The sequence below is a fragment of the Massilia sp. YIM B02769 genome, from assembly GCF_030411995.1.
Lineage (GTDB): Bacteria > Pseudomonadota > Gammaproteobacteria > Burkholderiales > Burkholderiaceae_D > Telluria.
In genome coordinates this window covers 138,368-161,841 of sequence record NZ_JASNRC010000006.1, presented here as the reverse complement: position 1 = coordinate 161,841, position 23,474 = coordinate 138,368, and the positions used below count along the sequence as shown (strand labels likewise).

24 protein-coding genes are annotated in these 23,474 nt (G+C 65.5%); 19 read left to right on the top strand and 5 right to left on the bottom strand.

The window, feature by feature from the left end:
* Positions 1-132: 132 nt before the first annotated feature.
* Both QPK31_RS11435 and QPK31_RS11430 read right to left on the bottom strand, forming a co-directional pair.
* Positions 133-1,314 carry a triacylglycerol lipase gene (locus QPK31_RS11435; RefSeq protein ID WP_290423063.1) on the bottom strand — a complete coding sequence of 394 codons (1,182 nt, stop codon included), beginning with the start codon at positions 1,312-1,314 and terminating at the stop codon, positions 133-135.
* A gap of 142 nt (positions 1,315-1,456) precedes the next feature.
* Positions 1,457-2,770, bottom strand: a complete 1,314-nt coding sequence (locus QPK31_RS11430) for a dienelactone hydrolase family protein (protein WP_290423062.1) — start codon at positions 2,768-2,770, stop codon at positions 1,457-1,459.
* Positions 2,771-3,079: 309 nt separating this feature from the next.
* On the opposite strand from QPK31_RS11430, the gene QPK31_RS11425 reads away from it, so the two are divergent.
* From QPK31_RS11425 to lpxD, 5 genes are all read left to right on the top strand, one after another.
* Positions 3,080-5,320: an ATP-binding protein gene (locus tag QPK31_RS11425; protein ID WP_290423061.1), complete on the top strand. Its 2,241-nt coding sequence runs from the start codon at positions 3,080-3,082 to the stop codon at positions 5,318-5,320.
* Positions 5,321-5,421: 101 nt separating this feature from the next.
* Positions 5,422-5,988 (top strand): NADPH-dependent FMN reductase, encoded by a 567-nt coding sequence (locus QPK31_RS11420; RefSeq protein WP_290423060.1) that lies wholly within the window; start codon positions 5,422-5,424, stop codon positions 5,986-5,988.
* Positions 5,989-6,039: 51 nt separating this feature from the next.
* Positions 6,040-6,693, top strand: a complete 654-nt coding sequence (locus QPK31_RS11415) for a tRNA-uridine aminocarboxypropyltransferase (protein WP_290423059.1) — start codon at positions 6,040-6,042, stop codon at positions 6,691-6,693.
* A gap of 77 nt (positions 6,694-6,770) precedes the next feature.
* Positions 6,771-7,940, top strand: coding sequence for a PA0069 family radical SAM protein (locus QPK31_RS11410; protein ID WP_290423058.1), 1,170 nt, complete (start codon positions 6,771-6,773; stop codon positions 7,938-7,940).
* A 181-nt stretch (positions 7,941-8,121) separates the two neighbouring features.
* A complete protein-coding gene (lpxD, locus tag QPK31_RS11405) occupies positions 8,122-9,180 on the top strand; it encodes a UDP-3-O-(3-hydroxymyristoyl)glucosamine N-acyltransferase (protein WP_290423057.1) in 1,059 nt (352 codons plus the stop codon).
* 86 nt (positions 9,181-9,266) lie between these two features.
* Here the strand turns inward: lpxD and QPK31_RS11400 are convergent, their stop codons facing one another.
* Together QPK31_RS11400 and QPK31_RS11395 are read right to left on the bottom strand one after the other, a co-directional pair.
* A complete protein-coding gene (locus tag QPK31_RS11400; protein ID WP_290423056.1) occupies positions 9,267-9,836 on the bottom strand; it encodes a gamma-glutamylcyclotransferase in 570 nt (189 codons plus the stop codon).
* Between the two features lie 67 nt (positions 9,837-9,903).
* A complete protein-coding gene (locus QPK31_RS11395) occupies positions 9,904-10,818 on the bottom strand; it encodes a LysR family transcriptional regulator (RefSeq protein ID WP_290423055.1) in 915 nt (304 codons plus the stop codon).
* Between the two features lie 93 nt (positions 10,819-10,911).
* On the opposite strand from QPK31_RS11395, the gene QPK31_RS11390 reads away from it, so the two are divergent.
* The gene (locus QPK31_RS11390; RefSeq protein ID WP_290423054.1) at positions 10,912-11,937 is read left to right on the top strand and encodes a fumarylacetoacetate hydrolase family protein; all 1,026 of its coding nucleotides are present in this window, start codon (positions 10,912-10,914) and stop codon (positions 11,935-11,937) included.
* Positions 11,934-12,578, top strand: a complete 645-nt coding sequence (gene maiA / locus QPK31_RS11385; RefSeq protein ID WP_290423053.1) for a maleylacetoacetate isomerase — start codon at positions 11,934-11,936, stop codon at positions 12,576-12,578. The genes QPK31_RS11390 and maiA overlap by 4 nt, the downstream gene beginning before the upstream one ends.
* A gap of 205 nt (positions 12,579-12,783) precedes the next feature.
* On the opposite strand, the gene QPK31_RS11380 is transcribed toward maiA, so the two are convergent.
* Positions 12,784-13,215, bottom strand: coding sequence for a CBS domain-containing protein (locus tag QPK31_RS11380; protein ID WP_290423052.1), 432 nt, complete (start codon positions 13,213-13,215; stop codon positions 12,784-12,786).
* Between the two features lie 166 nt (positions 13,216-13,381).
* On the opposite strand from QPK31_RS11380, the gene QPK31_RS11375 reads away from it, so the two are divergent.
* The 12 genes from QPK31_RS11375 to QPK31_RS11320 all read left to right on the top strand — a co-directional run bounded on the left by QPK31_RS11375 (position 13,382) and on the right by QPK31_RS11320 (position 23,242).
* Entirely contained in the window at positions 13,382-14,152 is a 771-nt protein-coding gene (locus tag QPK31_RS11375; RefSeq protein ID WP_290423051.1) for a uracil-DNA glycosylase, read from the top strand.
* A 306-nt stretch (positions 14,153-14,458) separates the two neighbouring features.
* The gene (iscR, locus tag QPK31_RS11370) at positions 14,459-14,932 is read left to right on the top strand and encodes a Fe-S cluster assembly transcriptional regulator IscR (RefSeq protein ID WP_290423050.1); all 474 of its coding nucleotides are present in this window, start codon (positions 14,459-14,461) and stop codon (positions 14,930-14,932) included.
* 69 nt (positions 14,933-15,001) lie between these two features.
* On the top strand, positions 15,002-16,258 hold the full coding sequence (locus QPK31_RS11365) for an IscS subfamily cysteine desulfurase (RefSeq protein ID WP_290423049.1): 1,257 nt from the start codon (positions 15,002-15,004) through the stop codon (positions 16,256-16,258).
* Positions 16,259-16,294: 36 nt separating this feature from the next.
* Positions 16,295-16,681, top strand: coding sequence for a Fe-S cluster assembly scaffold IscU (gene iscU, locus QPK31_RS11360; protein WP_290423048.1), 387 nt, complete (start codon positions 16,295-16,297; stop codon positions 16,679-16,681).
* Between the two features lie 28 nt (positions 16,682-16,709).
* A complete protein-coding gene (gene iscA / locus QPK31_RS11355; RefSeq protein ID WP_229438636.1) occupies positions 16,710-17,033 on the top strand; it encodes an iron-sulfur cluster assembly protein IscA in 324 nt (107 codons plus the stop codon).
* A gap of 5 nt (positions 17,034-17,038) precedes the next feature.
* A complete protein-coding gene (gene hscB, locus QPK31_RS11350) occupies positions 17,039-17,554 on the top strand; it encodes a Fe-S protein assembly co-chaperone HscB (RefSeq protein WP_290423047.1) in 516 nt (171 codons plus the stop codon).
* 317 nt (positions 17,555-17,871) lie between these two features.
* The gene (gene hscA, locus QPK31_RS11345; protein WP_290423046.1) at positions 17,872-19,761 is read left to right on the top strand and encodes a Fe-S protein assembly chaperone HscA; all 1,890 of its coding nucleotides are present in this window, start codon (positions 17,872-17,874) and stop codon (positions 19,759-19,761) included.
* Between the two features lie 258 nt (positions 19,762-20,019).
* Entirely contained in the window at positions 20,020-20,361 is a 342-nt protein-coding gene (fdx, locus tag QPK31_RS11340) for an ISC system 2Fe-2S type ferredoxin (protein ID WP_290423045.1), read from the top strand.
* Between the two features lie 11 nt (positions 20,362-20,372).
* Positions 20,373-20,567, top strand: coding sequence for a Fe-S cluster assembly protein IscX (iscX, locus tag QPK31_RS11335; RefSeq protein ID WP_290423044.1), 195 nt, complete (start codon positions 20,373-20,375; stop codon positions 20,565-20,567).
* Positions 20,554-21,477, top strand: a complete 924-nt coding sequence (locus QPK31_RS11330; protein ID WP_290423043.1) for an SAM-dependent methyltransferase — start codon at positions 20,554-20,556, stop codon at positions 21,475-21,477. Before iscX ends, QPK31_RS11330 begins: the two co-directional genes overlap by 14 nt.
* Positions 21,478-21,497: 20 nt before the next feature.
* Positions 21,498-22,514: a low-specificity L-threonine aldolase gene (gene ltaE / locus QPK31_RS11325; protein WP_290423227.1), complete on the top strand. Its 1,017-nt coding sequence runs from the start codon at positions 21,498-21,500 to the stop codon at positions 22,512-22,514.
* Positions 22,511-23,242, top strand: coding sequence for an RNA pseudouridine synthase (locus QPK31_RS11320; protein WP_290423042.1), 732 nt, complete (start codon positions 22,511-22,513; stop codon positions 23,240-23,242). The genes ltaE and QPK31_RS11320 overlap by 4 nt, the downstream gene beginning before the upstream one ends.
* Positions 23,243-23,474 lie beyond the last annotated feature (232 nt).

Below are 23,474 nucleotides of genomic sequence, written 5' to 3'. Positions count from 1 at the left end.
CCACCCTACGGTAGCGTTTCGACGTTTTGATGTTGTACCGCGTGGACACAGCTGTGTAGGGTGGGTTCTCGAACCCACCGGTACGGCGCTTGATTTGCCAAACTGCAAACCGCGCAGCGCCCGAACACCCGATCACAACCCAAAAATGATATCGCTGACCCGCTCGTAGATCGGATCCGCCGACTCTCCCTTGTTCGGCCAGTTCAGGATATCGAAGTGGTCGTACCCGCGATAGGTACCAAGATAATTCCAGCTGCCGCGCACCGCCGTGCCGTCGTAGTCGCGCACCGGATGGCCGCTTGGTGCGCGCATGCTCACCGTGTTCACCACGCCATCGTTGGCGAACCACTCGCTGTCGATGCGCACCCGCCCCGGTGCGCTTTGCGTGTAGCCGCCCATGCCATGCTGGCGCAGCGAGGGCACGATCCATTCGCCGCTATAGGTTTTGTAATACGGGAACATGTCGACGCGCGGGTACTGGTAGTTCGAGGACTGGATCGGGGCGTTGGCGCGGTCGGTGCCGTTGCAGCACCAGGCGCCGGCTTCGGTGGCCTGGGTGCCGATCGAAAAGTAGTAGACGTAGGGCGAGGTGCGCGCCCACAGGTTGAAGCTGCGCGCGCCGTCGGGCGCCAGTTCCCAGCTCCACAGGCCGGCCTGGAACCAGTCGCGCAGCGGCGAGCGCAGCTGGGGCAGGATGTCGAAGACGGCGTCGCGCAGGGTGGTGCCGTTGTGCGGCGACGAGAGGGTGGTCACGCTGCGCACCCAGCCGATCTTGCCGCCCGCGTACAGCTCGCCGTCGCCTTCGCCGGGCGCGCCGTGTTCGAGCAGCTCGACCAGCGCGCGGATGGTGGTGCCGCCCTGGCTGTGGCCGATCATGTGGATGGGATGGTTGGCGTCCCAGGCCGGATACAGCGCCATCGGATAGCCTTCGGGATTATGGGCGTGGTCGGCCGCCCAGCAGTTACCGGGCGGCTTTTGCTCCTGCACGGGCGGCGTGCGCGCATGCGTGAAACCGTAGTCGACGCAGCCGCCCTTGATTTGCGCGTACAGCTCGGCGGCGCGGTCCCAGTTCGGGCTGATGGCGCCGACGGTGGCGGTGGCCACCATGCGCGGCCCCTTGTACACCCGCAAATGGGAGGCGATGTCGTGGTAGCCGCCCCAGTACAGGTAGCCGGTGCCGGGAAACTGCTCGGGACCGAAGCCGAGGAAGCCATGCACCAGCACCACCGGGTCGTTGTTGACGGCGCGTGCGGCGCCCGCCGGCAGCAGGGCCAGCATCAGCATGCATAACAGGATCTGGATGGAGCGCAACATGGCAAGGTCCGGGAGGTCGCTTGCCACATTGTCGGAGCGGGATGGCGGCGCGGGTTTGCGCCAGGTCGTGTGCGGATGAGATACCGGCCATCCGCGCAACAGGAGCGTGCGCAGATGGCTTGACGAACAATGCTGGAGTGAATCAGTGCGCTTCAGCAACCGACGGCTTGGCCGATGCATTGGCAGACGCGTCCGGCTGTGGCTGGGCCGGCGCCGCCGGCACCGTGCTGCCCACCGCCCCCGGCGCGTTCGGATCGGCCGGCGGCGTCACCGATGCCATCATGGTGGCGCGCTCGGCGGCATCGATGCGCTCGCCATTCCAGACCACGTAGTCGTCCACCGAATACAGCTTGCAGGGCTGGTTGCTCTTGGCCGAGCAGGTGGCCAGGGCGCGCGCTTCCGGCGCCTCGCCTTCCTCGGCCCAGGTCCAGGCGCCGCTCGGCGACACGGCAAAGGCGCGCGGCGTCATCTTGGTCAGGTAGTCGGCATAGGCGCGGCGGCCGTTTTCCGACAGGAAGGGCACAGCCTCGACGTCGTCGACCCTGGCGTAGTCGGTGCGCGCCGCGGTAGGAGGCGGCGGCACGTTGTAGATCACTTCGGTGGGCATGCCGACGCCTTTCAGGAAGGCCATGGTGTCCTTCAGCCAGATCTTTTCGCCATCGCGGCTGGCCAGCATGCCGTGGGCGTCGCGCTTGAACGAGGCGAACTCGACCAGGCGGCCCTTGCCGCCCGCTTCCAGGAAGGCTTCGTGCATGCGGTTCGCCAGGTCCGGGCCGAACAGCGAATCGTTCTCGCCATACATCCACAGGCTCGGGATCTTGTTGTTGGCGCCGTACTCGGCCATGGCCGAGACCAGCGACGAGCGCCAGCCGCAGCCGGCGCTGTCGTCGCGCAGGCCGCCGGCGAAGTTGATCAGGCCGCGCACGCCCTGCAACTGCTCGGTGCCGAGCGCCATGGTGGCCAAGCCGCCGTAGGACTGGCCGGCCACGACGATGTGGCCGCCGACGATCCAGGGCTGGGTGCGGGCGTATTCGACGGCCGAGCGGATGTCTTCGGCCTGCAGGTAGCCGTTGGTGGTCATGTCGCAGCCGCGGTCGCGGTAGCGGCCGGTCGAGTTGGCGAAGCCCTGGCGCATCGGCACCATCACGGCGTAGCCGCGCTTCACGAAGGCCGCGGCCATGTAGTAAAAGCGGTCGCGCGGCTGGGCGCTCGGGCTGCCCGGGTCCTTGCCATGGTTGATGATCAACAGCGGGAAGGGGCCCTGGCCGTTCGGCTGGAAGACGGTGGTTTCCAGCATGGCGCGGTTGTCGCGGCCGGCAGGCACCTGCACGACGCGCTCGTTCATACGGTAGTCGAGCTGGAGCTCTTGTTCGATTGCCACGCCCGGCAGGATGGCGAGGGCGGCGAGGAAAGCGGTAACGGTCTTGCGGACTGCGGCGGTGCGAACTCGGAACATGGGCGACTCTGGATAGTGTCTGCCGGTGCGACAGAATTGCTGGAAGGAATAAATTGATTCTAGGCACCGAAAACACTGAGAGCAATATCCGTTTACGCAATTCCAGAGGTAAATTTTTGTGTGTGGTAAAGATGCTTACTTATATCAATAGCGAACGTTCAACATGTGGGCAAAACGCAGCGAAAAGCATGAGCTGGTAGGCAAGCTTGCCTCTTGTATAATCGGGTGAGCCGGTTTTGCCACGGCACTTTTGCAACCCATCCGCCGGTCAGGAGGACCCCAGCACCGATGCGTTTCCGGAACCGGCTATTGATCCTTGTCGTTGCCATCCTCGTGCCCTCGTTCATCGGCGCGGCGCTGGCGGTTGCTTACGTTTATGTGGAACAACAAAAGGACCAGGAGCGCAGCATTGCCGAGACAGGACGGGCGTTCGCGCTACTGATCGACAACGAAATGCGCCACCAGGAAGGCATCCTGCGCACCCTGGCAGCTTCGCCGGCGCTGGCGGCCGGCGACTTCGGCGAGTTCTACCAGCACGCGCGGCGCGCGGCCGGGGCCGTGGATGCGGTGGCGGTGCTGTACGACCTCGACGGCAAGCCGATCCTGAATACGCGCCGCCCGCTCGGCGTGGCGCTCACCGGGCGCGACCCATCCAACCTGCCGGCGCTGATGGAGCGCTTCGGCGCGGCGCGCACCCTGGTATCGGACGTGTTCTACGCGCCACCGGTGCAACGCTACGATTTCATGATGCAGGTGCCGGTGCTGGTGGACGGCGAGCCGCGCTACCACCTGGTGCTGGGCCTGCATGTCGGCATCCTGCAACAGCTGCTCGAGCGCCAGGATTTCCCCAAGGCCTGGATCGCCACCGTGTTCGACCGCAACGGCCGCATCGCCGCCCGCTCCAGCGACCCCAGGCACTATGTCGGGACCCTGCTGCGCGAAAAAACGCGCAAGCTGGCGGCCACCACCGACCGCGACCTGGTCTTCCCCAGCCATACCCTGACCGGCGTGCCGGTGCGGGCCCAGATCACCACGGTGCCGAATTCCGGCTGGAAGGTGCTGATCGCCATCCCGAGCGCCGAGATCCGCCGCGTGCCGCTGGAAGCCGCCGCGCTGCTGGCGGGGATGATGGCGGTGCTGCTGGTGCTGGCGATCGCCGCCGGCCGCTGGTTCGCCAGCCGCGCCGTGGCGCCGATCGAATACCTGGGCCGCTGCGCCGACCGCCTGGCCGATGGCGAGGAAATTCCCTACCGCCCACACGGGCTGGAAGAAATCGACACCGTCGCCTGGCGCATGGTCGAGGCCAGCAAGCAGATCCGCCGCTCGAAGCGCGACCTCGAGCACCGCGTCAACGAAGCCATCCTCGCCACCGAACAGGCGCAAGGCGCGCTGCTGCGCGGGCAGAAACTCGAATCCCTCGGGCGCCTGACAGCCGGCATCGCGCACGAGTTCAACAACCTGCTGCAAACGCTCACCACGGCGCTGCAGCTGGCCGCCATGCAAGCGAAAGAGCCGAACCTGCAGCGCCTGATCGACACCTGCAAGCGCACCGTCACCCGCGCCACCACGCTCACCGGCCAGCTCGGCTCCTTCGGACGGGTGCAGGAAGGGCGGCTGGTAACGGTCGACACCGCCGCGCAGCTGGGCAGCGCGCTGCAACTGATCCGCGGCGCGGTGGCCGACAGTGTCGAGATCGAGACCGGTTTCGCGCCCGCCCTGTGGCCGGTGCGGGTCGAGCCCCTGCAGTTCGACCTGGCGCTGCTGAACCTGGCCATCAATGCGCGCGACGCCATGGGCGGCAGCGGCAGGCTGGCGATTGCAGCGCGCAACGCCACGCTCGACCATCCGCCGGAAGGCTTGCCCTCAGGCGACTACCTGCTCCTGACCGTGCAGGACGAAGGCGCCGGCATGGCGCCGGAAGTGCTGGCGCGCGCCCTCGATCCTTTCTTTACCACCAAGTCGCCGGGGCAGGGGACCGGGCTGGGCCTGCCCCAGGCGTATGCCTTTGCCACCCAGGCCCAGGGGCTGCTGACGCTGCACAGCACGCCGGGCAAGGGCACGCGGGTGCAGATCTACCTGCCGCGCGCGCAGGAGGACGAACTGGCGGCGCCCGCTGCCGCCGCGGAAACGGTTCCTTCCGTCCAGGGCATCGCACCGGACGTCGTTGCGCCGGCGCCCGTCCAGTCGCCTGCCGCCGGCGTCACGGTCCTGTTCGTCGAAGACGACGTGCTGGTGCGCGAAGCCGTGGTCGAGGCACTGGCCGCGGCCGGCTTCGCGGTGCGCGTGGCCGAGAACGGCGAAGCGGCGCTCGTCGAACTGGAGCGCGACCACGCCATCGACATCGTCTTTTCCGACATCGTCATGCCGGGCAGCGTCAGCGGCATCGACCTGGCCGGCGCCGTCAGCGAACGCTGGCCTACCTTGCCGGTCGTGCTGGCCACGGGCTATACCGACCGGCGCGTCTCGATTCCCGGCGTAAAAATCCTGGCCAAGCCCTACGACGTCGAGCAATTGATTGGCTTGCTGGGGCGCCTCAGTGGACGGCGCTGAGTACACCGGATTTTTGTTGCGTTGCAAGGCGGCGCGCCTTTCCCTTACCGCTGACTAGAATGGGTCCGGGCTTATCTCGGACACACGACAGGAGAGCGGACATGGTCAAGATTGCGGTAATCGTCGGCAGTACCCGGCCGGGGCGCAAGGCGCTGGACGTGGCGCGCTGGGTGATGGACAGGGCGCAGGGACGCAGCGGCGCCGGCTACGAGCTGGTCGATATCCAGGATTTCAGGCTGCCCCTGCTCGACGAGCCGGTGCCGCCCTCGATGGGCCAGTATTCGAAGCCGCATACGCTGGCCTGGGCCGCGAAGATCGCGCAATTCGACGGCTTCGTCTTCGTCACGCCCGAATACAACCACGCGACGTCTGGCGCGCTGAAGAACGCCATCGATTTCCTGTACAAGGAATGGAACAACAAGGCGGTCGGCTTCGTCGGCTACGGCAGCGCCGGCGGCGCCCGCGCCATCGAGAACCTGCGCCTGGTGATGGGCGAACTGATGGTGGCCGACGTGCGCGCCCAGGTAATGCTGTCGCTGTTCACCGATTTCGAAAACATGGCCACCTTCAAGCCGGCGGCCCACCACGACAAATCGGTGGCGGCGATGCTGGATCAGGTGGAGGCCTGGAGCGGGGCGCTGGCGGGGCTGCGCAACGCGTCCGACTGAGGGCGATCGCGCGGCTGCTACAATCGGCGCCCTTTGCCTGCCGAGCCGCCGATGAACCAGCCTTTGCCTCCCCGCCGCAGCACCTGTGCCGCCTGCCTGCGCGCGCAGTCTGCCTGCATCTGCGGCTGGGTGCGGCCGCTTGTCTCGCCCGTTGCGTTGTTGATCCTGCAGCATCCGCTGGAAGTGGCGAACGCCAAGAACAGCGCGCGCCTGCTGCACCTGAGCGTGGCGGGCAGCGTGCTGGCCGTGGGCGAGGCCTTCGACGCGGCTGCGCTCGATACGCTGCTGCATGCCGGCGGGCGCACTCCGGTGTTGCTGTATCCCGACACGCCGGGCGTCGCCACGCCGCGCGTCGCCACGCCGGACGCCCCTACGCCGGGTGCCCCCGTTGCAGCGCCGCTGCCGCCGCCCGAGCGGCTGCGCCTGGTCGTGCTCGACGCCACCTGGCGCAAGAGCCGCAAGATGCTCTACCTGAATCCGGTGCTGCAGCAATTGCCGCGCCTGGCGCTGAGCGACATGCCGGCCTCGCACTACCGCATCCGCAAGGCGCACGCGCCCGACCAGCTGTCCACGCTGGAGGCGGGCGCGCATGCGCTTGGCCAGATCGAGGGCGATGCGGCGCGCTATGCTCCCTTGTTTGCCGCTTTCGACGGATTTGTCGGGCAACAGGCTGCATATTTGCCACATCTTGCCCGGCCAGCCTGAGCACGCGCGCGGCCACGCTTGAATTGGCGGAAAGAGCGGCGTACCATACTGTATGAATATACAGTAGGAGCTGCCGAATGGCTTACGTCGAAAGAACCGTCGACCGCGAATACAGTGCGGAAGAGATCGTCCTGCCGCGTCCGCTGGTCGCGACAAAGGGACGCGGCGCGGTGTCGAACCTCCAGGGCCGTTACGAACTGAACGGCCGCGAGCGTTTCGACGATGGCTGGGCCGTGGAAGACGGCGCGGCGGCGCCGCCCAAGACCGTGGTCACCGACGAGATCGCGAAATCCATCCTGTCGCGCAATACCTCGCCCGACATCCCTTTCAATGTCTCGCTGAATCCCTACCGCGGCTGCGAGCATGGCTGTATCTATTGCTTCGCCCGGCCGACGCACAGCTACCTCGGCCTGTCGCCGGGGCTGGATTTCGAAACGCGCATCTTTGCCAAGGTGAACGCGGCCGAGCTGCTGCGGCGCGAACTCGCGCATCCCGGGTACAAGCCCGAGCACATCGCCATCGGCGTGAATACCGACGCTTATCAACCCTGCGAGCGCGAGCGGCGGCTCACGCGCGAGGTGCTGGAGGTGTTGCACGAATGCCGGCATCCGGTCGGGCTGGTCACCAAATCCGCATTGATCGAACGCGACATCGATTTGCTGGCGCCGATGGCCGAGCATTCGCTGGCTTGCGCGGCCATCACCCTGACCACGCTCGACTCCGACATCTCGCGCACCCTGGAACCGCGCGCGGCCGCCCCGGCGCGGCGCCTGCGCGCCATCCGCACGCTCACCGATGCCGGGATCCCGGTCAGCGTGAGCGTGGCGCCGATCATTCCTTTCGTGACCGAACCGGAAATCGAACGCATCCTGGAAGCGGCGCGCGACGCTGGCGCCGTCAGCGCCCACTACACGGTGCTGCGCCTGCCCTGGGAAGTCAATCCGCTGTTCCAGCAATGGTTGGAGACGCACTTCCCGGAACGCGCCGGGCGCGTGATGAACCGCATTCGCGAAATGCGCGGCGGCAAGGATTACGATGCCGATTTTTCCCAGCGCATGCACGGCGAGGGCGTCTGGTCCGACCTGATCCGCCAGCGCTTCAACAAGACCGTCGAGCGCATGGGCCTGGGCGCGCTGCGCGGGCGCTTCGAGCGGCTCGATACGGCGCAGTTCCGGCGGCCGCTGGTGGTGCCGGCGGCGGCAGGCAAGGGCAAAGCGAAGGGAGCTGGACAGCTGGACTTGTTCTGATCGGCGGCCTATATTGATACAGGCTGTTGCAGGCCGATGTGGCCTGCCGGTGACGGAACTGCCGGGTTGGGCTTCCTGTCCAACCATCGTGCATACCTGGGTAACGCGGAGCGTTGGCGGGTGTTGTCAGTGCTCTTATCAGTGCTCTTATTCTACGAGGACACAACATGAGGCAGGCAGCATGATGATCCGTCTAGGCGAACTGCTGGAGCGCTTCGGTGGCCAGCTGACTGGCGACCCCGGCATCGAGGTCACGGCCATCGCGCCGCTCGACCGTGCCGGTGCGTCCGAGATCAGCTTCCTGAGCAACAGCAAGCTGCGCGCCCTGGCGGCGCAAAGCCAGGCAGCCGCACTGGTCCTCGCGCCTGCCGACGAGCCCGAGGTGGCGGCCACCTACACGGGCGCGCGTGTCGTCACCCCCAATCCCTATGCCTGGTTCGCGCGCGCCGCGCACTTTTTCGTGGCCCAGCGCACGCCGGCGCCGGACCCCGGGGTGCATCCGACGGCGGCCGTGCACCACAGTGCCCGGGTCGACGCCAGCGCCCATATCGGCGCCCACGTCACAATCGAAGCCGGTGCGCGCGTGGAGCCCGGCGCAGTCATCGATGCCGGCTGCTACATCGGGCGCGAAGCGGTGGTCGGCGAAGACACGCATTTCTTCGCGAATGTCACCTTCCACGCCCGCTGCGTCATCGGCGCACGCGGCATCGTCCACTCCGGCGCCGTGATCGGCGGCGACGGCTTCGGCTTCGCGGTGGACGGGGGCAGCTACATCAAGATTCCGCAAACCGGGCGCGTGCTGATCGGCGACGACGTCGATATCGGTTCGAACACCACGGTCGACCGCGGCGCGCTGGACGACACCGTCATCGAAGACGGCGTCAAGCTCGACAATCTCATCCAGATTGGCCACAACTGCCGCATCGGCGCGCACACGGCCATGGCCGGCTGCGTGGGCGTGGCCGGCAGCGCGCATATCGGCAAGCACTGTACCTTTGGCGGCGCGGCCATGATCAACGGTCACATCGAGATCGTCGACAACGTGCACGTGACCGCCGCCACCATGGTGCCGAATTCGCTCACCGAGCCGGGGCGCTATACCGGTTATTTCCCGGTTGCCCGGAACGCCGAGTGGGAACGCAATGCGGTGCTGGTGCGCAATCTATCGACCATGCGCGAAAAAGTGCGCGCGCTCGAAAAGGCGGTCAAGGCCCTGGATGCGCAGCGGCAGAACGAATAAGCGGACAGGCAACTTTACGGGCAACAGGGAGGAACAGCAGCACGGGCCACCGGGCGGGCCATCGCAGGAACCGCCGCGCGCCTTCCTCAAGCCGCAGCCAGTTCGATCAGGTGGCGCTCGATCTCGAACACATGCGGATCGTCCTTGCCCAGTTCGCGCAACGCCTTGGCCAGTTCCAGCAGGTATTCGCTGTTCGGCCCGCTCGGTCCGCGCGACTCGGCGATCTGGCGCGCAATCGCCTGCTCGCTGGCCGGGCCGAGGAAGGCGGCGTTCTCGTGGGTGGCGATGTAGACCAGTCCTTCGACGCTGCTGCCGTCTTCGAAGCGGATCTCGGTGGCCAGGCGCAGGTAGCCGTTCTTTTCGCGGTGGTCGAGGTGGGCGAATTCTTCGGGCGTGACGAGGTAGGCCATGCCGTGGCAGATGGCATCGGCGTCGGGCACCAGCGTGACCACGCGTCCCGGCGCGGCTTCCGTGCCGCGGTGGTCGTGCGAGCCTTGCCAGAAGCGGCGGGTCCAGCCCGTGATGCTGGCCGGGCGGCGTTCAAGGAAGGGGAAGTCGGCCTTGTAGATCAGCGAGCCGTAGCCGAACAGCCAGACGCTGGCGTGGCTGTTGAATCTGTCCATGCGCTGGTTGATGGCGATGGTGTTGTGGGACATCGGTACGAACCTGGTAAAGAGGATCGTCCGATTCTAGCGCAGCTGGGAAAAGCGGGCTGGCGGCCGGTCAGTTGCCCTGGCCGGCCCGGCGTTTCGACGCCACATATGGAAACAGGAAATCGATGAAGCTTTCCGCCGCCGGCGACAGCGAACGCCCGGCGCGGGTGTAGACGAAAAAGCGCCGCGTCAGCACCGGTTCTTCGAGCGGGCGCATGCGCAACTGGTACAGGCGCGCCAGCGGTTCGGCGTAGGGCAGGCAGACCGTGATGCCCAGGCCGGCGCTGACCATCGCCAGGGCGGTGGTCATGAAGGTGACTTCGTTCGCCGGTTTCAAAGGCACTTCGCGCAGCACGGTGTGCATGTCGGCCAGCAGGCGCTCGGTAAATTGGCCTTGCAAGGCAATGAAGGGGTAGCGCGTCACGTCCTGCCAGGTCACGCGTTCGGCGGATTCGAGCGGGTGGCCTTGCGGGAAGACCAGGGCGAAGGGCATCTCGAACAGCTCGCGCGCTTCCAGCTGCGGCAGCGGTTCGCGCTCGGGGCCGATACCGATGTCGGATTCGCCCGAGAGCACTCGCGCGATCACGCTGTCGACCTCGCTGTCGGCGATGCGCACTTCGATGTCGGGCTGGCGGGCGCGGTAGGCGGCAATGGCTTCGGGCAGCAGGGTGCAGCACATCAGTTGTGGCGCGGTAATGCGAACGATCCCTTTTCGGAGCTGCGTGTGGTCCGCCACGTTCGCCAGCGCACCGTCGAGATCGTCGATCATCTGGCTAAATAGCGGGTACAGCTCGCGGCCGATGTCGGTCAGCGTGATCTTGCGGGTGGAGCGGTCGACGACGCGGGCGCTCAAGGTTTGTTCGAGTTCCTTGATCAAACCCGATAGCGCGGACTGCGTGACGTGCATGGTCTGCGCGGCCAGCGTAAAGTTGCCTGTCTTGGCGAGCGCCACGAAGGCCCGCATCTGGCGCAGGGTGGGATTCATAAGATAATCCGATAAATGAGCCGGAAAATATTGTTTGTATGATAGTCCGTTTTCATCTTTAATGGCGGCAACTATGCACAACAAAGGAACGCCATGAAACTCGCCACTCTGAAAACCGGCGGCCGCGACGGCACGCTGGTGGTCGTCAGCCGCGACCTGGTCACTTGCCAGGCCGTCCCCGACATCGCCCGTACCCTGCAAGCCGCGCTCGACGACTGGGAGCGTTGCGTGCCGCAATTGCAGGCCGTCTACGAGCAGCTGAACGACGGCACCGCCGGCCAGGCCGATTCCTTCATCGAGATGGAATGCCACTCGCCGCTGCCGCGCGCCTATCAGTGGGCCGACGGTTCGGCCTACATCAACCACGTCGAGCTGGTGCGCAAGGCGCGCAATGCCGAGGTGCCGGCTTCGTTCTACACCGACCCGCTGATGTACCAGGGCGGCGGCGACGCCTTCATCGGCCCTTGCGACCCGATCGCGGTGCTGTCGGAAGACTGGGGCGTCGACCTCGAAGCCGAAGTGGCGGTCGTCACCGGCGACGTGCCGATGGGCGCCAGCGTCGAAGACGCCGCCAAGTCGATCCGCCTGGTCATGCTGGTCAACGACGTCTCGCTGCGCAACCTGATTCCGGGCGAACTGGCCAAGGGTTTCGGCTTCTACCAGTCGAAGCCGGCCAGTGCGTTCTCTCCGGTCGCCGTCACCCCGGACGAACTGGGCGAGGCCTGGGTCGATTCCAAGCTGCACCTGCCGCTGCGCGTCACCCTGAACGACCAACTCTTCGGCAAGCCGAACGCCGGCGAAGACATGACCTTCAGCTTCGCCCAATTGATCGCCCACGCGGCCAAAACGCGCGAACTGGGCGCGGGCAGCATCATCGGTTCCGGCACGGTGTCGAACAAGCAGGGCAATTTGCACGGTTCCAGCATCGCCAACGGCGGCGTGGGCTACTGCTGCCTGGCCGAGGTGCGGATGTACGAAACCATCGAACACGGCGCGCCGACAACGCCGTTCCTGCGCTTCGGCGACAGCGTGCGCATCGAAATGCTGGACGTCACCGGTGCCAGTATCTTCGGCGCCATCGACCATGAAGTCGCGCATTATCACGGGAGGAAGGAATGAAGCTCTATACGTATTTCCGCAGCTCGGCAGCCTACCGGGTGCGGATCGCGCTGAACCTGAAGGGCCTGACCTACGATGCGGTGCCGGTGCACCTGCTGAAGGATGGCGGCCAGCAGCGCCAGGAGGAATACCGCAAGATCAATCCGAGCGGCCTGGTGCCGGCCTTCCAGGACGACCGCATCACGCTGACCCAGTCGATGGCGATCATCGAGTATCTGGATGAGCGCTTCCCGGCCGTGCCGCTGATGCCGAGCGACGCCCCGGGCCGCGCCCGCGTGCGCGAGCTGGCGCAGATCATCGCCTGCGACATCCATCCCCTGAACAACCTGCGCGTGCTGCGCCACCTGGTGGGCGAGCTGAAACTGAGCGAGGAAGCCAAGACCGAGTGGATCCAGCACTGGATCCGCGAAGGTCTGGCAGGCCTCGAAGCCCACCTGGCGCGCGACCCGGCCGCCGGCCCCTTCAGCCACGGCGCCTCGCCGACCATGGCCGATTGCTTCCTGGTGCCGCAGGTCTTCAATGCCCAGCGCTTCGGCATCGATGTGAACGATTACCCGAACATCGCGCGCATCCATGCCCACTGCATCGAGCTGCCGGCCTTCGACGCCGCGCATCCGTCGAAGCAACCCGACGCGGAGTAACCGGTAGGGTGGTCGGCTCCACCCGGCACGATGATCATCGTCGCCGCTGGCGCCGCCCACGCGTCGATCGCTACCGCCGGCGCCGCCCCACGCGCGCCGCCATCCACGCGTCGATCGCTGCCGCTTGCGCCGCCCCGCACGCCCCGCACGCCCCGCCATCCGATCGCGACCGAATCACGATCGGACCGAACCGGATCAAACCCGATCAAGACCGGTCCGGCTCCGACGGCGTCGAAATCTCGTCCAGCGTCTGCTCGACCTCGACCGGCGCCTTGGTCACCACGTCGCCCAGCGACACGATGCCGATCACCTGGCCGTTGTCGTCGACCACCGGCACGCGCCGGATCTGCACGTCCGCCATCTGCGCCAGCACGTCTTCCACGCCCTGGTCGACGGTGCAGGTGCGCACGTCGGTGCTCATCACGTCGCCGACGCGGGTGCTCGTCGGGTCCTGGCCGACGGCGACCGAGCGCACGGTGATGTCGCGGTCGGTGATCATGCCGATCAGTTTGCTGTCATCCACTACCGGAATCGCACCCACGTTCAGCTCGTCCATGAGCTGGGCCGCGCGCTGCACGGTGTCTTGCGTGGAAATGGTTTGCACGTCGCGCGTCATCACCTCTTGAATCGTTTGCATCCTCGAGCTCCTGTTGAAGGTTGACCGGCCAGGCCGCAGTGAAGACATCCTGCCTTCAATCGGCGCGACGCTGCGCCAGATTGAAGCGTGGAATCACGGCCCGGCCTGGCGCCCCGTGCATCCGGGCTGGGCTACAATCCGCTTCCTTTTTCCGCGCTCCCTGACCATGACCGACATCACCATCCCAGAAGACATTCTTGCCGCCCTCGACCTTGCCGATGCCTCCTGGCGCCCGCATCTGCTGCGCGGCCTGGAGGCGGTGGCGCGTGCGAACCCGGGCTATCTGCCGGCGCTGGCCATCGACAATTACCTGCCGACCGAGGGCCGGTTATTCGCCGCCTTCGCCCAGCCTTTGCAGCGGGTGCGCTACGTGCTGGTGGGGGAGGGGCCGTATCCGCGCGCCGAGAGCGCGACCGGGGTCTGCTTCATGGATGGCGCGGTCGGTGCGCTGTGGAGTGACAGTGGTTTGTCGAAGCCGGTGAACCGGGCGACCTCGCTGCGCAACTTCATGAAGATGCTGCTGGTGGCGGATGGGCAGTTGCAGGCGGAGGCGACCGGCGGCGAGGCGATGGCGCCGGTGGCGGCGAATGCGTTGACGAACGGGTCGATCCGCACGCTAGCGGAACTGCAGGCGAATCTGACGGCCGAGGGCTTCCTGTTGCTGAATGCGTCGCTGGTGTTCCGGTCGCATGTGAAGCCGGTGGTCGATGCGCGGGCCTGGTTGCCCTTCCTGCAAGTGGTGCTGGCGGTGCTGGCCGAACAGGCGGCGGCGCCGACGCTGGTGTTGTGGGGGAAGATTGCGGAGGAGTTGAGGAAATTGCCGGAGACGGGGAGGTTTGCGCAGGCGGTGGCGGAGCATCCTTATAACCTTACTTTTATTGCCAATCAAACAATGCAGGACTTGTTCGGGCCGATGCAACTGTTGCGCAGACGGTGATCGTGGGTGTCGGTGCGGGCGCGACAGGATTACGTCGCGTATCACCGCGTGGGCAGCGCATACGGAGCGGATGATCTGGTGTTGGCGGTGGAGCTGTCCACCCTACGGTTGCGGCCGCTGGCTGGGTCGGATGCGCCACGGATCGGGCGCTGGCGGTTTTTGGGGGCGCCAAGACAAGGCCCCCGGAATTTGCTATACTTGACTAAATCGTTCAACTAATCCGGTTTTTAACCGGCAGCATCCACAAGATGTGCGCCAACGCGATTAGTGAACAAGAGCAATATTTTAACATTAACCGGGGTTGTGATGCGTCTGACCACCAAAGGCCGTTTTGCTGTTACCGCGATGATCGACCTTGCCCTGCGCCAGGGCAATGGTCCGGTCACGCTGTCGGGCATCAGCCAGCGCCAGGCCATTTCGCTGTCTTACCTGGAGCAGCTGTTCGGCAAGCTGCGCCGCCACGAGATCGTCGAGTCGATCCGTGGTCCGGGCGGTGGCTACAGCCTGGCCCGTCCGGCCGAAAAAGTGACGGTGGCCGACATCATCATCGCGGTCGACGAGCCGCTCGATGCCACGCAGTGCGGCGGCAAGGAAAATTGCCACGGGGCGGACGCCGCCGCCGGCACGCGCTGCATGACGCACGAGCTGTGGACCACGCTGAACGCCAAGATGGTCGATTACCTGGACTCGGTTTCCCTGCAAGACCTGGTCGACCAGCAAAAGCAGAAAGAACAAAACGTCGTGGTGGTGCACCGCGCCGCCGCTGCCGCGGCACAGTGAATCAAGCCGCACTGCGCTTAACCCGGCAACACCGAATAAAACTGAAGCAAAGCAAACTGGAGTGAACTGATGAACGCGCCTTTGGACAAACAAATCGAGCAGAGCTTCGTGACTGCGCCGCATTTCCCGATCTACATGGATTACTCGGCCACCACGCCGATCGATCCTCGCGTTGCCGACAAGATGATTCCCTACCTGCGCGAGCAGTTCGGCAATCCGGCATCGCGCAGCCACATGTACGGCTGGACCGCGGAAGCGGCGGTCGAGGAAGCGCGCGCCCACGTGGCGGCCCTGGTCGGCGCCGATCCGCGCGAAATCATCTGGACCTCCGGCGCCACCGAGTCGAACAACCTGGCCCTGAAGGGCGCTGCCAACTTCTATAAAACGAAGGGCAAGCACATCATCACCGTCAAGACCGAACACAAGGCGGTGCTCGATACCGTGCGCGAACTGGAACGCCAGGGCTTCGAAGCCACCTACCTCGAGCCGCAGGACAATGGCCTGATCACCGTCGAGCAGCTCGAAGCGGCGATCCGTCCGGACACCATCCTGGTCTCGGTGATGCTGGTGAATAACGAGATCGGCGTGATCCAGCCGATCGACGCCATCGGCGAACTGTGCCGCTCGAAAGGCATTATCTTCCACTGCGACGCCGCGCAAGCGACGGGCAAGGTCGAGATCAACCTCGAAAAGACCAAGTGCGACCTGATGACCTTTACCGCGCACAAGACCTACGGACCGAAGGGTGTGGGCGCCCTGTACGTGCGCCGCAAGCCGCGCGTGCGCCTGGAAGCGCAGATGCACGGCGGCGGCCACGAGCGCGGCCTGCGTTCGGGCACGCTGCCGACCCACCAGATCGTCGGCATGGGCGAAGCCTTCCGTCTCGCGAAAGAAGAGATGGACGCCGAGCTGACCCGCGTGAAGGCGCTGCGCGACCGCCTCGCCAAGGGCCTGCTGGAGATCGAAGAGGTCTACATCAACGGCGACATGGACAACCGCGTGCCGCACAACCTGAACGTCTCGTTCAACTACGTCGAAGGCGAGTCGCTGATCATGGCGATCAAGGACCTGGCCGTCTCGTCGGGTTCGGCCTGCACCTCGGCCTCGCTGGAACCGTCCTACGTGCTGCGCGCCCTGGGCCGCAGCGACGAACTGGCGCACAGCTCGATCCGCTTCACCATCGGCCGCTTCACTACCGAGGAAGACATCGACTTCGCGATCGAACTGCTGAAGTCAAAGGTCGGCAAGCTGCGCGAACTGTCGCCTTTGTGGGATATGTTTAAAGATGGTATCGACCTGAACTCGATCCAGTGGGCCGCACACTAATTTAGAAACGCATTCAAAGAATCTAGGAGCAACACCATGGCATATTCGGACAAAGTACTCGACCACTACGAAAACCCGCGCAACGTCGGCGCCTTTGAAAAGGGCGACGAATCGGTCGGCACCGGCATGGTCGGCGCCCCGGCCTGCGGCGACGTGATGAAGCTGCAGATCAAGGTCAACGAGCAGGGCCTGATCGAAGACGCGAAGTTCAAGACCTATGGCTGCGGTTCGGCCATCGCATCGAGCTCGCTGGTGACTGAATGGGTCAAGGGCAAGAGCCTGGACGAAGCGCTGGCAATCAAGAACACCCAGATCGCCGAAGAACTCGCGCTGCCGCCAGTCAAGATCCACTGCTCGATCCTGGCCGAAGACGCGATCAAGGCCGCCGTCGCCGACTACAAGACCAAGCACCCGACCGCGTAAGCACAGTAGAACTAGCTGGAGGAACCACATGGCAATCACACTGACCGAAAAAGCGGCGAAGCACGTCAACCGCTACATCGAGCGCCGCGGCAAGGGCCTCGGGCTGCGTTTCGGCGTGCGCACCACCGGCTGCTCCGGCCTGGCCTACAAGCTGGAGTATGTCGACGAGGCGGCGGACGAGGACAATGTCTTCGAGTCGTTCGGCGTGAAGGTCTTCGTCGACCCGAAAAGCCTGCCCTACATCGACGGCACCGAACTCGACTTCGCCCGCGAGGGCCTGAACGAAGGCTTCCGCTTCAACAACCCGAACGTCAAGGACAATTGCGGTTGCGGCGAGAGCTTCCGTATCTGACGCTGATGCAGAACCATTTCGAGCTGTTCCAGCTGCCGGCGCGCTTCGACGTCGACCTGGATGCGCTGGATGCGGCCTACCGCGAAGTGCAGGGCCGCGTGCACCCGGATCGTTTCGTGAACGCCACCGACGCCGAAAAGCGCGTTGCCATGCAGTGGGCCACCCGCGCCAACGAGGCCTACCAAACGCTGAAGAACCCGCAGAAGCGCGCCCAGTATCTGATCGAGCTGAACGGCGTCGACTTGCAGACCGAGTCGAACACGGCGATGCCGATGGCTTTCCTGATGCAGCAGATGGAATGGCGCGAAGCGCTGGGCGATGCGCGCGCGGCGAAGGACGCCTCGGCATTGGATGAACTCGATGCCCAGGTGCGCGGCGAACGCAAGAGCATGCTGGCGCAGGTGGGCGCGCAGATTGATGGCGGGGAATTCCAGAAGGCGGCCGAAGGCGTGCGCGCGCTGATGTTCCTCGACAAGTTCGGCGACGAAGTGCAGTACGCGTTCGAGGCGATCGAGGCGTGAGTGCCGGCGCGCGGCGCCGGAGGGATATGAGGTGGGCGGCAAATGCCGCCCACTAGTACAATGGGCGGGTGAATTTCGTAACGAATGAATTGGCCGCACACTCGACCGTACGGTGGGCACTCCGTGCCCACGCGGAACGATGCGCTAACGCTGCTCACTTTCACATGCTGACGCTGCGCAGAGTTTGCGGCTCAAGGAGCGTCAACGCGACGCATGCATCCGCGTGGGCACGGGGTGCCCACCGTACGAAACCCAGGCCGCGCAGACGTTGGCGGCAGCGGTCACGCACCCCAAGAATAACAACCAGGTAACACACAATGGCACTTTTGCAGATTTCCGAACCCGGCATGTCGACCGCGCCGCACCAGCACCGGCTGGCGGTGGGCATCGACCTGGGCACCACCAATTCGCTCGTCGCCACGGTGCGCAGCGGCAGCCCCGAAGTGCTGAGCGACGAAGACGGCCGCGCCTTGCTGCCATCGATCGTGCGTTACCTGCCGAACGGCCACGCCCACATCGGCCACAAGGCGCGCGCCCACCAGACGGTCGATCCGAAGAACACCGTGGTCTCGGTGAAGCGCTTCATGGGCCGCGGGCTGAAGGACATCGCCCACGCCGAGAACCTCCCTTACGATTTCGTCGATGGCGAAGGCATGGTCCAGATCAAGACCGTGGCCGGCGTGAAAAGCCCGGTCGAGACCTCGGCCCAGATCCTGGCCACGCTGCGCCAGCGCGCCGAGGATTCGCTCGGCGACGAGCTGGTCGGCGCGGTCATCACCGTGCCCGCCTACTTCGACGACGCCCAGCGCCAGGCGACCAAGGACGCGGCCCAGCTGGCCGGCCTGAACGTGCTGCGCCTGCTGTCCGAACCGACCGCCGCCGCCATCGCCTACGGCCTGGACCACGGCAAGGAAGGCATCTACGCCGTCTACGACCTGGGCGGCGGCACCTTCGACATCTCGATCCTGAAGCTCTCGAAAGGCGTATTCGAAGTGCTGTCCACCGGCGGCGACTCGGCCCTGGGCGGCGACGACTTCGACCACCGCCTGTTCTGCTGGATCAACGAGCAGGCCAAGCTGGCGCCGCTGTCCGACGAAGACACGGCCACCCTGATGGTAAAAGCGCGCCAGGCCAAGGAACTGCTGTCGACCAACGACGACACCACGGTCGACGCCATCCTGAACTCGGGCGAGATCGTGCACGTGACCGTCACCGCGGCGACGTTTGCCGAGATCACCAAGCACCTGGTGGCGAAAACCATGAACGCGATCCGCAAGGCCATGCGCGATGCCAACGTGTCGGTCGAAGACGTCGATGGCGTGGTAATGGTCGGCGGCGCGACGCGCATGCCGCACGTGCGCCGCGCCGTGGGCGACTACTTCCACACCATCCCGCACGCGAATATTGACCCGGACAAGGTGGTGGCGCTGGGCGCCGCGATCCAGGCCAACTTGCTGGCCGGTAACCGCGCCGAAGGCGACGACTGGCTGCTGCTGGACGTGACCCCGCTGTCGCTGGGCATCGAGACCATGGGCGGCCTGGTCGAGAAGATCATTCCGCGTAATTCGACGATCCCGTGCGCGCGTGCGCAGGAGTTCACGACCTTCAAGGATGGCCAGACGGCCCTCGCGGTGCACGTGGTGCAGGGCGAGCGCGAGCTGGTGTCGGATTGCCGCTCGCTGGCGCGCTTCGAGCTGCGCGGCATTCCGCCGATGGCGGCCGGTGCTGCGCGTATCCGCGTGACCTACCAGGTCGATGCGGACGGGCTGCTGTCGGTGTCGGCGCGCGAGACGCGTTCGGGTGTGGAAGCCTCGATCACGGTCAAGCCGTCCTACGGCCTGGGCGACGACGAAGTGGCGCGCATGCTGCAGGATTCGTACAGCTCGGCGCAGGTCGACATGCAGATGCGCGCGCTGCGCGAAGAGCAGGTCGAGGCCGAGCGCATCCTGCTGGCGACGCAGTCGGCGCTGGATTCGGATGCCGATTTGCTCAGCGCCGAAGAGCAGGACGCGGTGGCGAAACTGGTGCAGGGCGTGCGTGACGCGGTGCATCGTTCGAACGATGCGTCGATCGAGCCGGGTCTGCGCCAGAATGGCTTGCACGACGCGGTTCAGGCGCTGGCGCACGGCACCGAGGAATTCGCCGCGCGCCGCATGGACAAGAGCGTGCGCAGCGCGCTGGCCGGGAAGTCGCTGGACGAGGTGTGATCGGCCGTAGTCGTATGAAATGAAACGCAGCGGCGACCGTACGGTGGGCACTCCGTGCCCACGCGGAAGCATGAGCCGCGTTGACGCTTTTTGAGCCGCAAACTCTGCGCATTGTTCGCGGGTGGAAAAGCGTCTCGTTAGCGCATCGTTCCGCGTGGGCACGGAGTGCCCACCGTACGGTCAGCGCCAACGATATGCGAAGCGCCGGCGTGCATCATGCCGCCAAAAAACGATATAAACAATTTACGAGGTAACAAAGTGCCACAAATCGTCATCCTGCCCCACCCGACGTTCTGCCCCGACGGCGCCGTCCTGGAAGCCCCGGCCGGCAAGTCCGTCTGCGACGTCCTGCTCGAGAACGACATCGAGATCGAACACGCCTGCGACCGCGTCTGCGCCTGCACCACCTGCCACGTGATCGTGCGCGAGGGTTTCGACTCGCTGAACGAACAGGAAGAAAAAGAAGAAGACATGCTCGACAAGGCCTGGGGCCTGGAGCCGAATTCGCGCCTGTCCTGCCAGGCGATCATCGCCGAGGAAGACCTGGTCGTCGAGATCCCGAAATACACCATCAACCACGCAGCCGAGAAAAATCACTGACAGGATCTGCCATGAAGTGGACCGACGTCACGAGCATCGCCGAAGCACTCTACGAACAGTACCCGGACGTCGATCCGACGACGGTGCGCTTCGTCGACCTGCACAACTGGGTCGTCGGGCTGGACGGCTTCGACGACGACCGCACGCGCGGCGGCGAGCGCGTACTGGAGGCCATTCAGGCAGCATGGATCGATGAAGCACGCTAAACAACCCAATACCAAGACCGCCGCAGCGCCCGCGCTGCCGCCGGAAGTCCGACCAGGCCAGTCGATCGAGCTCCTGAAAGAGCTGCACATCCTCACGCGCGACGCCAAGCTGAACCAGGACAGCCGCCGCAAGCTCAAGCAGGTCTACCACCTGGTCAACTTCATCGAGCCGCTGCTGAACGACGTCCGCGCCGAGAAGGGCAGCGTCTCGCTGGTCGACCACGGCGCCGGCAAGTCCTACCTCGGCTTCATCCTCTACGACCTGTTCTTCAAATCGCTGGAAGACGCCTCGCACATCTACGGCATCGAGACGCGCGAGGAACTCGTCGCGAAATCGACCGAACTGGCGGCGCGCCTGGGTTTCACCAACATGTCCTTCCTGCCGCTGTCGGTGGCGGAATCGACCACCTCGAACCGGCTGCCGGAAACCATCGACGTCGTCACCGCGCTCCACGCCTGCAATACGGCGACCGACGACGCCATCGACTTCGCGTTGAAGAAAAAGGCGAAGCACATGGTGCTGGTGCCGTGCTGCCAGGCCGAAGTGGCCACCGTGCTGCGCAAGAACAAGGGCAAGGACCTGGGCAAGAGCGCGCTCACCGAAATCTGGCGCCACCCGATCCACACGCGCGAATTCGGCAGCCAGGTGACGAACGTGCTGCGCTGCCTGCAGCTGGAAGCCCACGGCTACGGGGTGACGGTGACGGAACTGGTCGGCTGGGAGCACTCGATGAAGAACGAGCTGATCGTCGCCACGTATAAAAACCTGCCGCGCCGCCGTCCGAGCGAGCGACTGCAGGAAGTGCTGTCCACGCTGGGCCTGGAAGAGATGGGCCAGCGTTTCTATACCTCGCACGTTGAGCGAGCCAAATCTCAAGCTGACCCTGAAGCAGTAACCCAAGACGACTGATAACGATGAGCGAACAACACCTGATCGACCTGCGCAGCGACACCGTCACCCAACCCTGCGACGCGATGCGCGCCGCGATGGCGGCAGCCGACGTCGGCGACGACGTCTACGGCGACGACCCCACCGTCAACCGCCTGCAGGAGCACGCGGCCGAACTCTTCGGCTACGAAGCTGGCATGTTCGCCCCGAGCGGTACGCAGACCAATTTGATCGCGCTGATGACCCATTGCGGCCGCGGCGACGAATACCTGGTCGGCCAGGAAGCCCATACCTACAAGTACGAAGGCGGCGGCGCCGCCGTGCTGGGTTCGATCCAGCCGCAACCGATCGCGAACCAGCCGGATGGCTCGATCGCGCTGGCCGACATCGAGGCCTACATCAAGCCCGACGACATGCACTTCGCGCGCACCCGCCTGCTGGCGCTGGAGAACACCATCGGCGGCCGCGTGCTGAGCCAGGAATACGTGGCGGCAGCAACCACGCTGGCTCACGTGCGCGGTCTCGCCACCCACCTCGACGGCGCGCGCATCTGCAACGCCGCCGTCAAGCAGGGCATCGGGCTGCGCGAAGCGGTGCTGGGTTTCGACACCGTGTCGGTCTGCCTGTCGAAAGGCCTGGGCGCCCCGGTCGGCTCCGTGCTGCTGGGACCGAAGGCCTTTATCGAGCAGGGCAAGCGCTGGCGCAAGATGCTGGGCGGCGGCATGCGCCAGGCCGGCGTCATCGCCGCGGCCGCGCTGTACGCGCTCGAGCACAACGTGCAGCGCCTGGCCGATGACCACGACAACGCCGCCGCGCTGGCGCGTGGCCTGTCCGAGATCGACGCCTTGAACGTCGGCACCCCGCAGACCAACATCTTCTGGCTCGACGTGCCGGCCGCCGCCTGCGACCCGCTGCGTAAAGCGCTGCTTGATGCGGGCATCCGTGCCACGGTCGGTCCGCGCATGCGCATCGTGACCCACCTGAACGTCTCGGCCGCCGATGTCGACCGCACGGTCGGCGCCTTCAAATCCTTCTTCAAGAACTGGCAGGCGGCATGACGGACGAAGGTATCCGCCTCGCCAAGCGCGTGGCCGAACTGGCATCCTGCTCGCGCGCCGAGGCCGAGCGCTACATCGCCGGCGGCTGGGTCAGCGTCGATGGCGTGGTGGCGGAAGATCCTGCCACGCGCGTGACGCCGGCCCAGCAGGTCGTGCTGCTGCCCGGCGCCAAGGCCGAGGAGCCGGCGCCGGTGACGATCCTGCTGCACAAGCCGTCGGGCGCGAATGCCGGCGTCGGCATGCGCGGCGCCAGTGCGCTGGAATGCGTGACGCCGGAGTCCCTGGTAGCGACGCACGGCGCGCCGCGCTTCCTGAAGCGCCACCTGGCGCGCCTGACCCTGTGCACGCCGCTGGAAACCGATGCCAGCGGCCTGGTCGTCTACACCCAGGACTTCCGCGTGGCGCGCAAGCTGGTCGACGATGCCTCGCGCGTGGAGTACGAATACGTGGCCGAGGTCGAAGGCGGCATCAGGGACGGCGGCCTGGCGCTGCTGAACCACGGCTTGACCTTCAACCGCAAGCCGATCGCGCCGATGAAGGTCAGCTGGCAGAGCGAAGGGCGCCTGCGCTTTGCCGCCAAGGGCGTGGTGCCGGGCCAGATCGAGCACATGTGCGCCGAAGTCGGCCTGACGCTGACGGAACTGAAACGCCTGCGCGTGGGCCGCATGCCGATGGCGGGCTTGGCTGAAGGCCAGTGGCGCTACCTGGCCGAGTACGAACGGTTCTGAACCGCGGCCGGCCGCGATCCGACGTAGGGTGGGTTCTCGAACCCACCGTACCCCGGTCGATCTGTCGATACACTTGCCGTGAACCGGTGGGTTCGACACCCCACCCTACCGCTGTGGCGTCAACCACGCGTCCAGCCCCGCAATCCGCTTTGATTTGCCTCAGCACTTCACCCAAAAGAAATAGACTCCCGTAATCGATTGAATTAACTTCAGTCAATGAGCCGTGACGTTT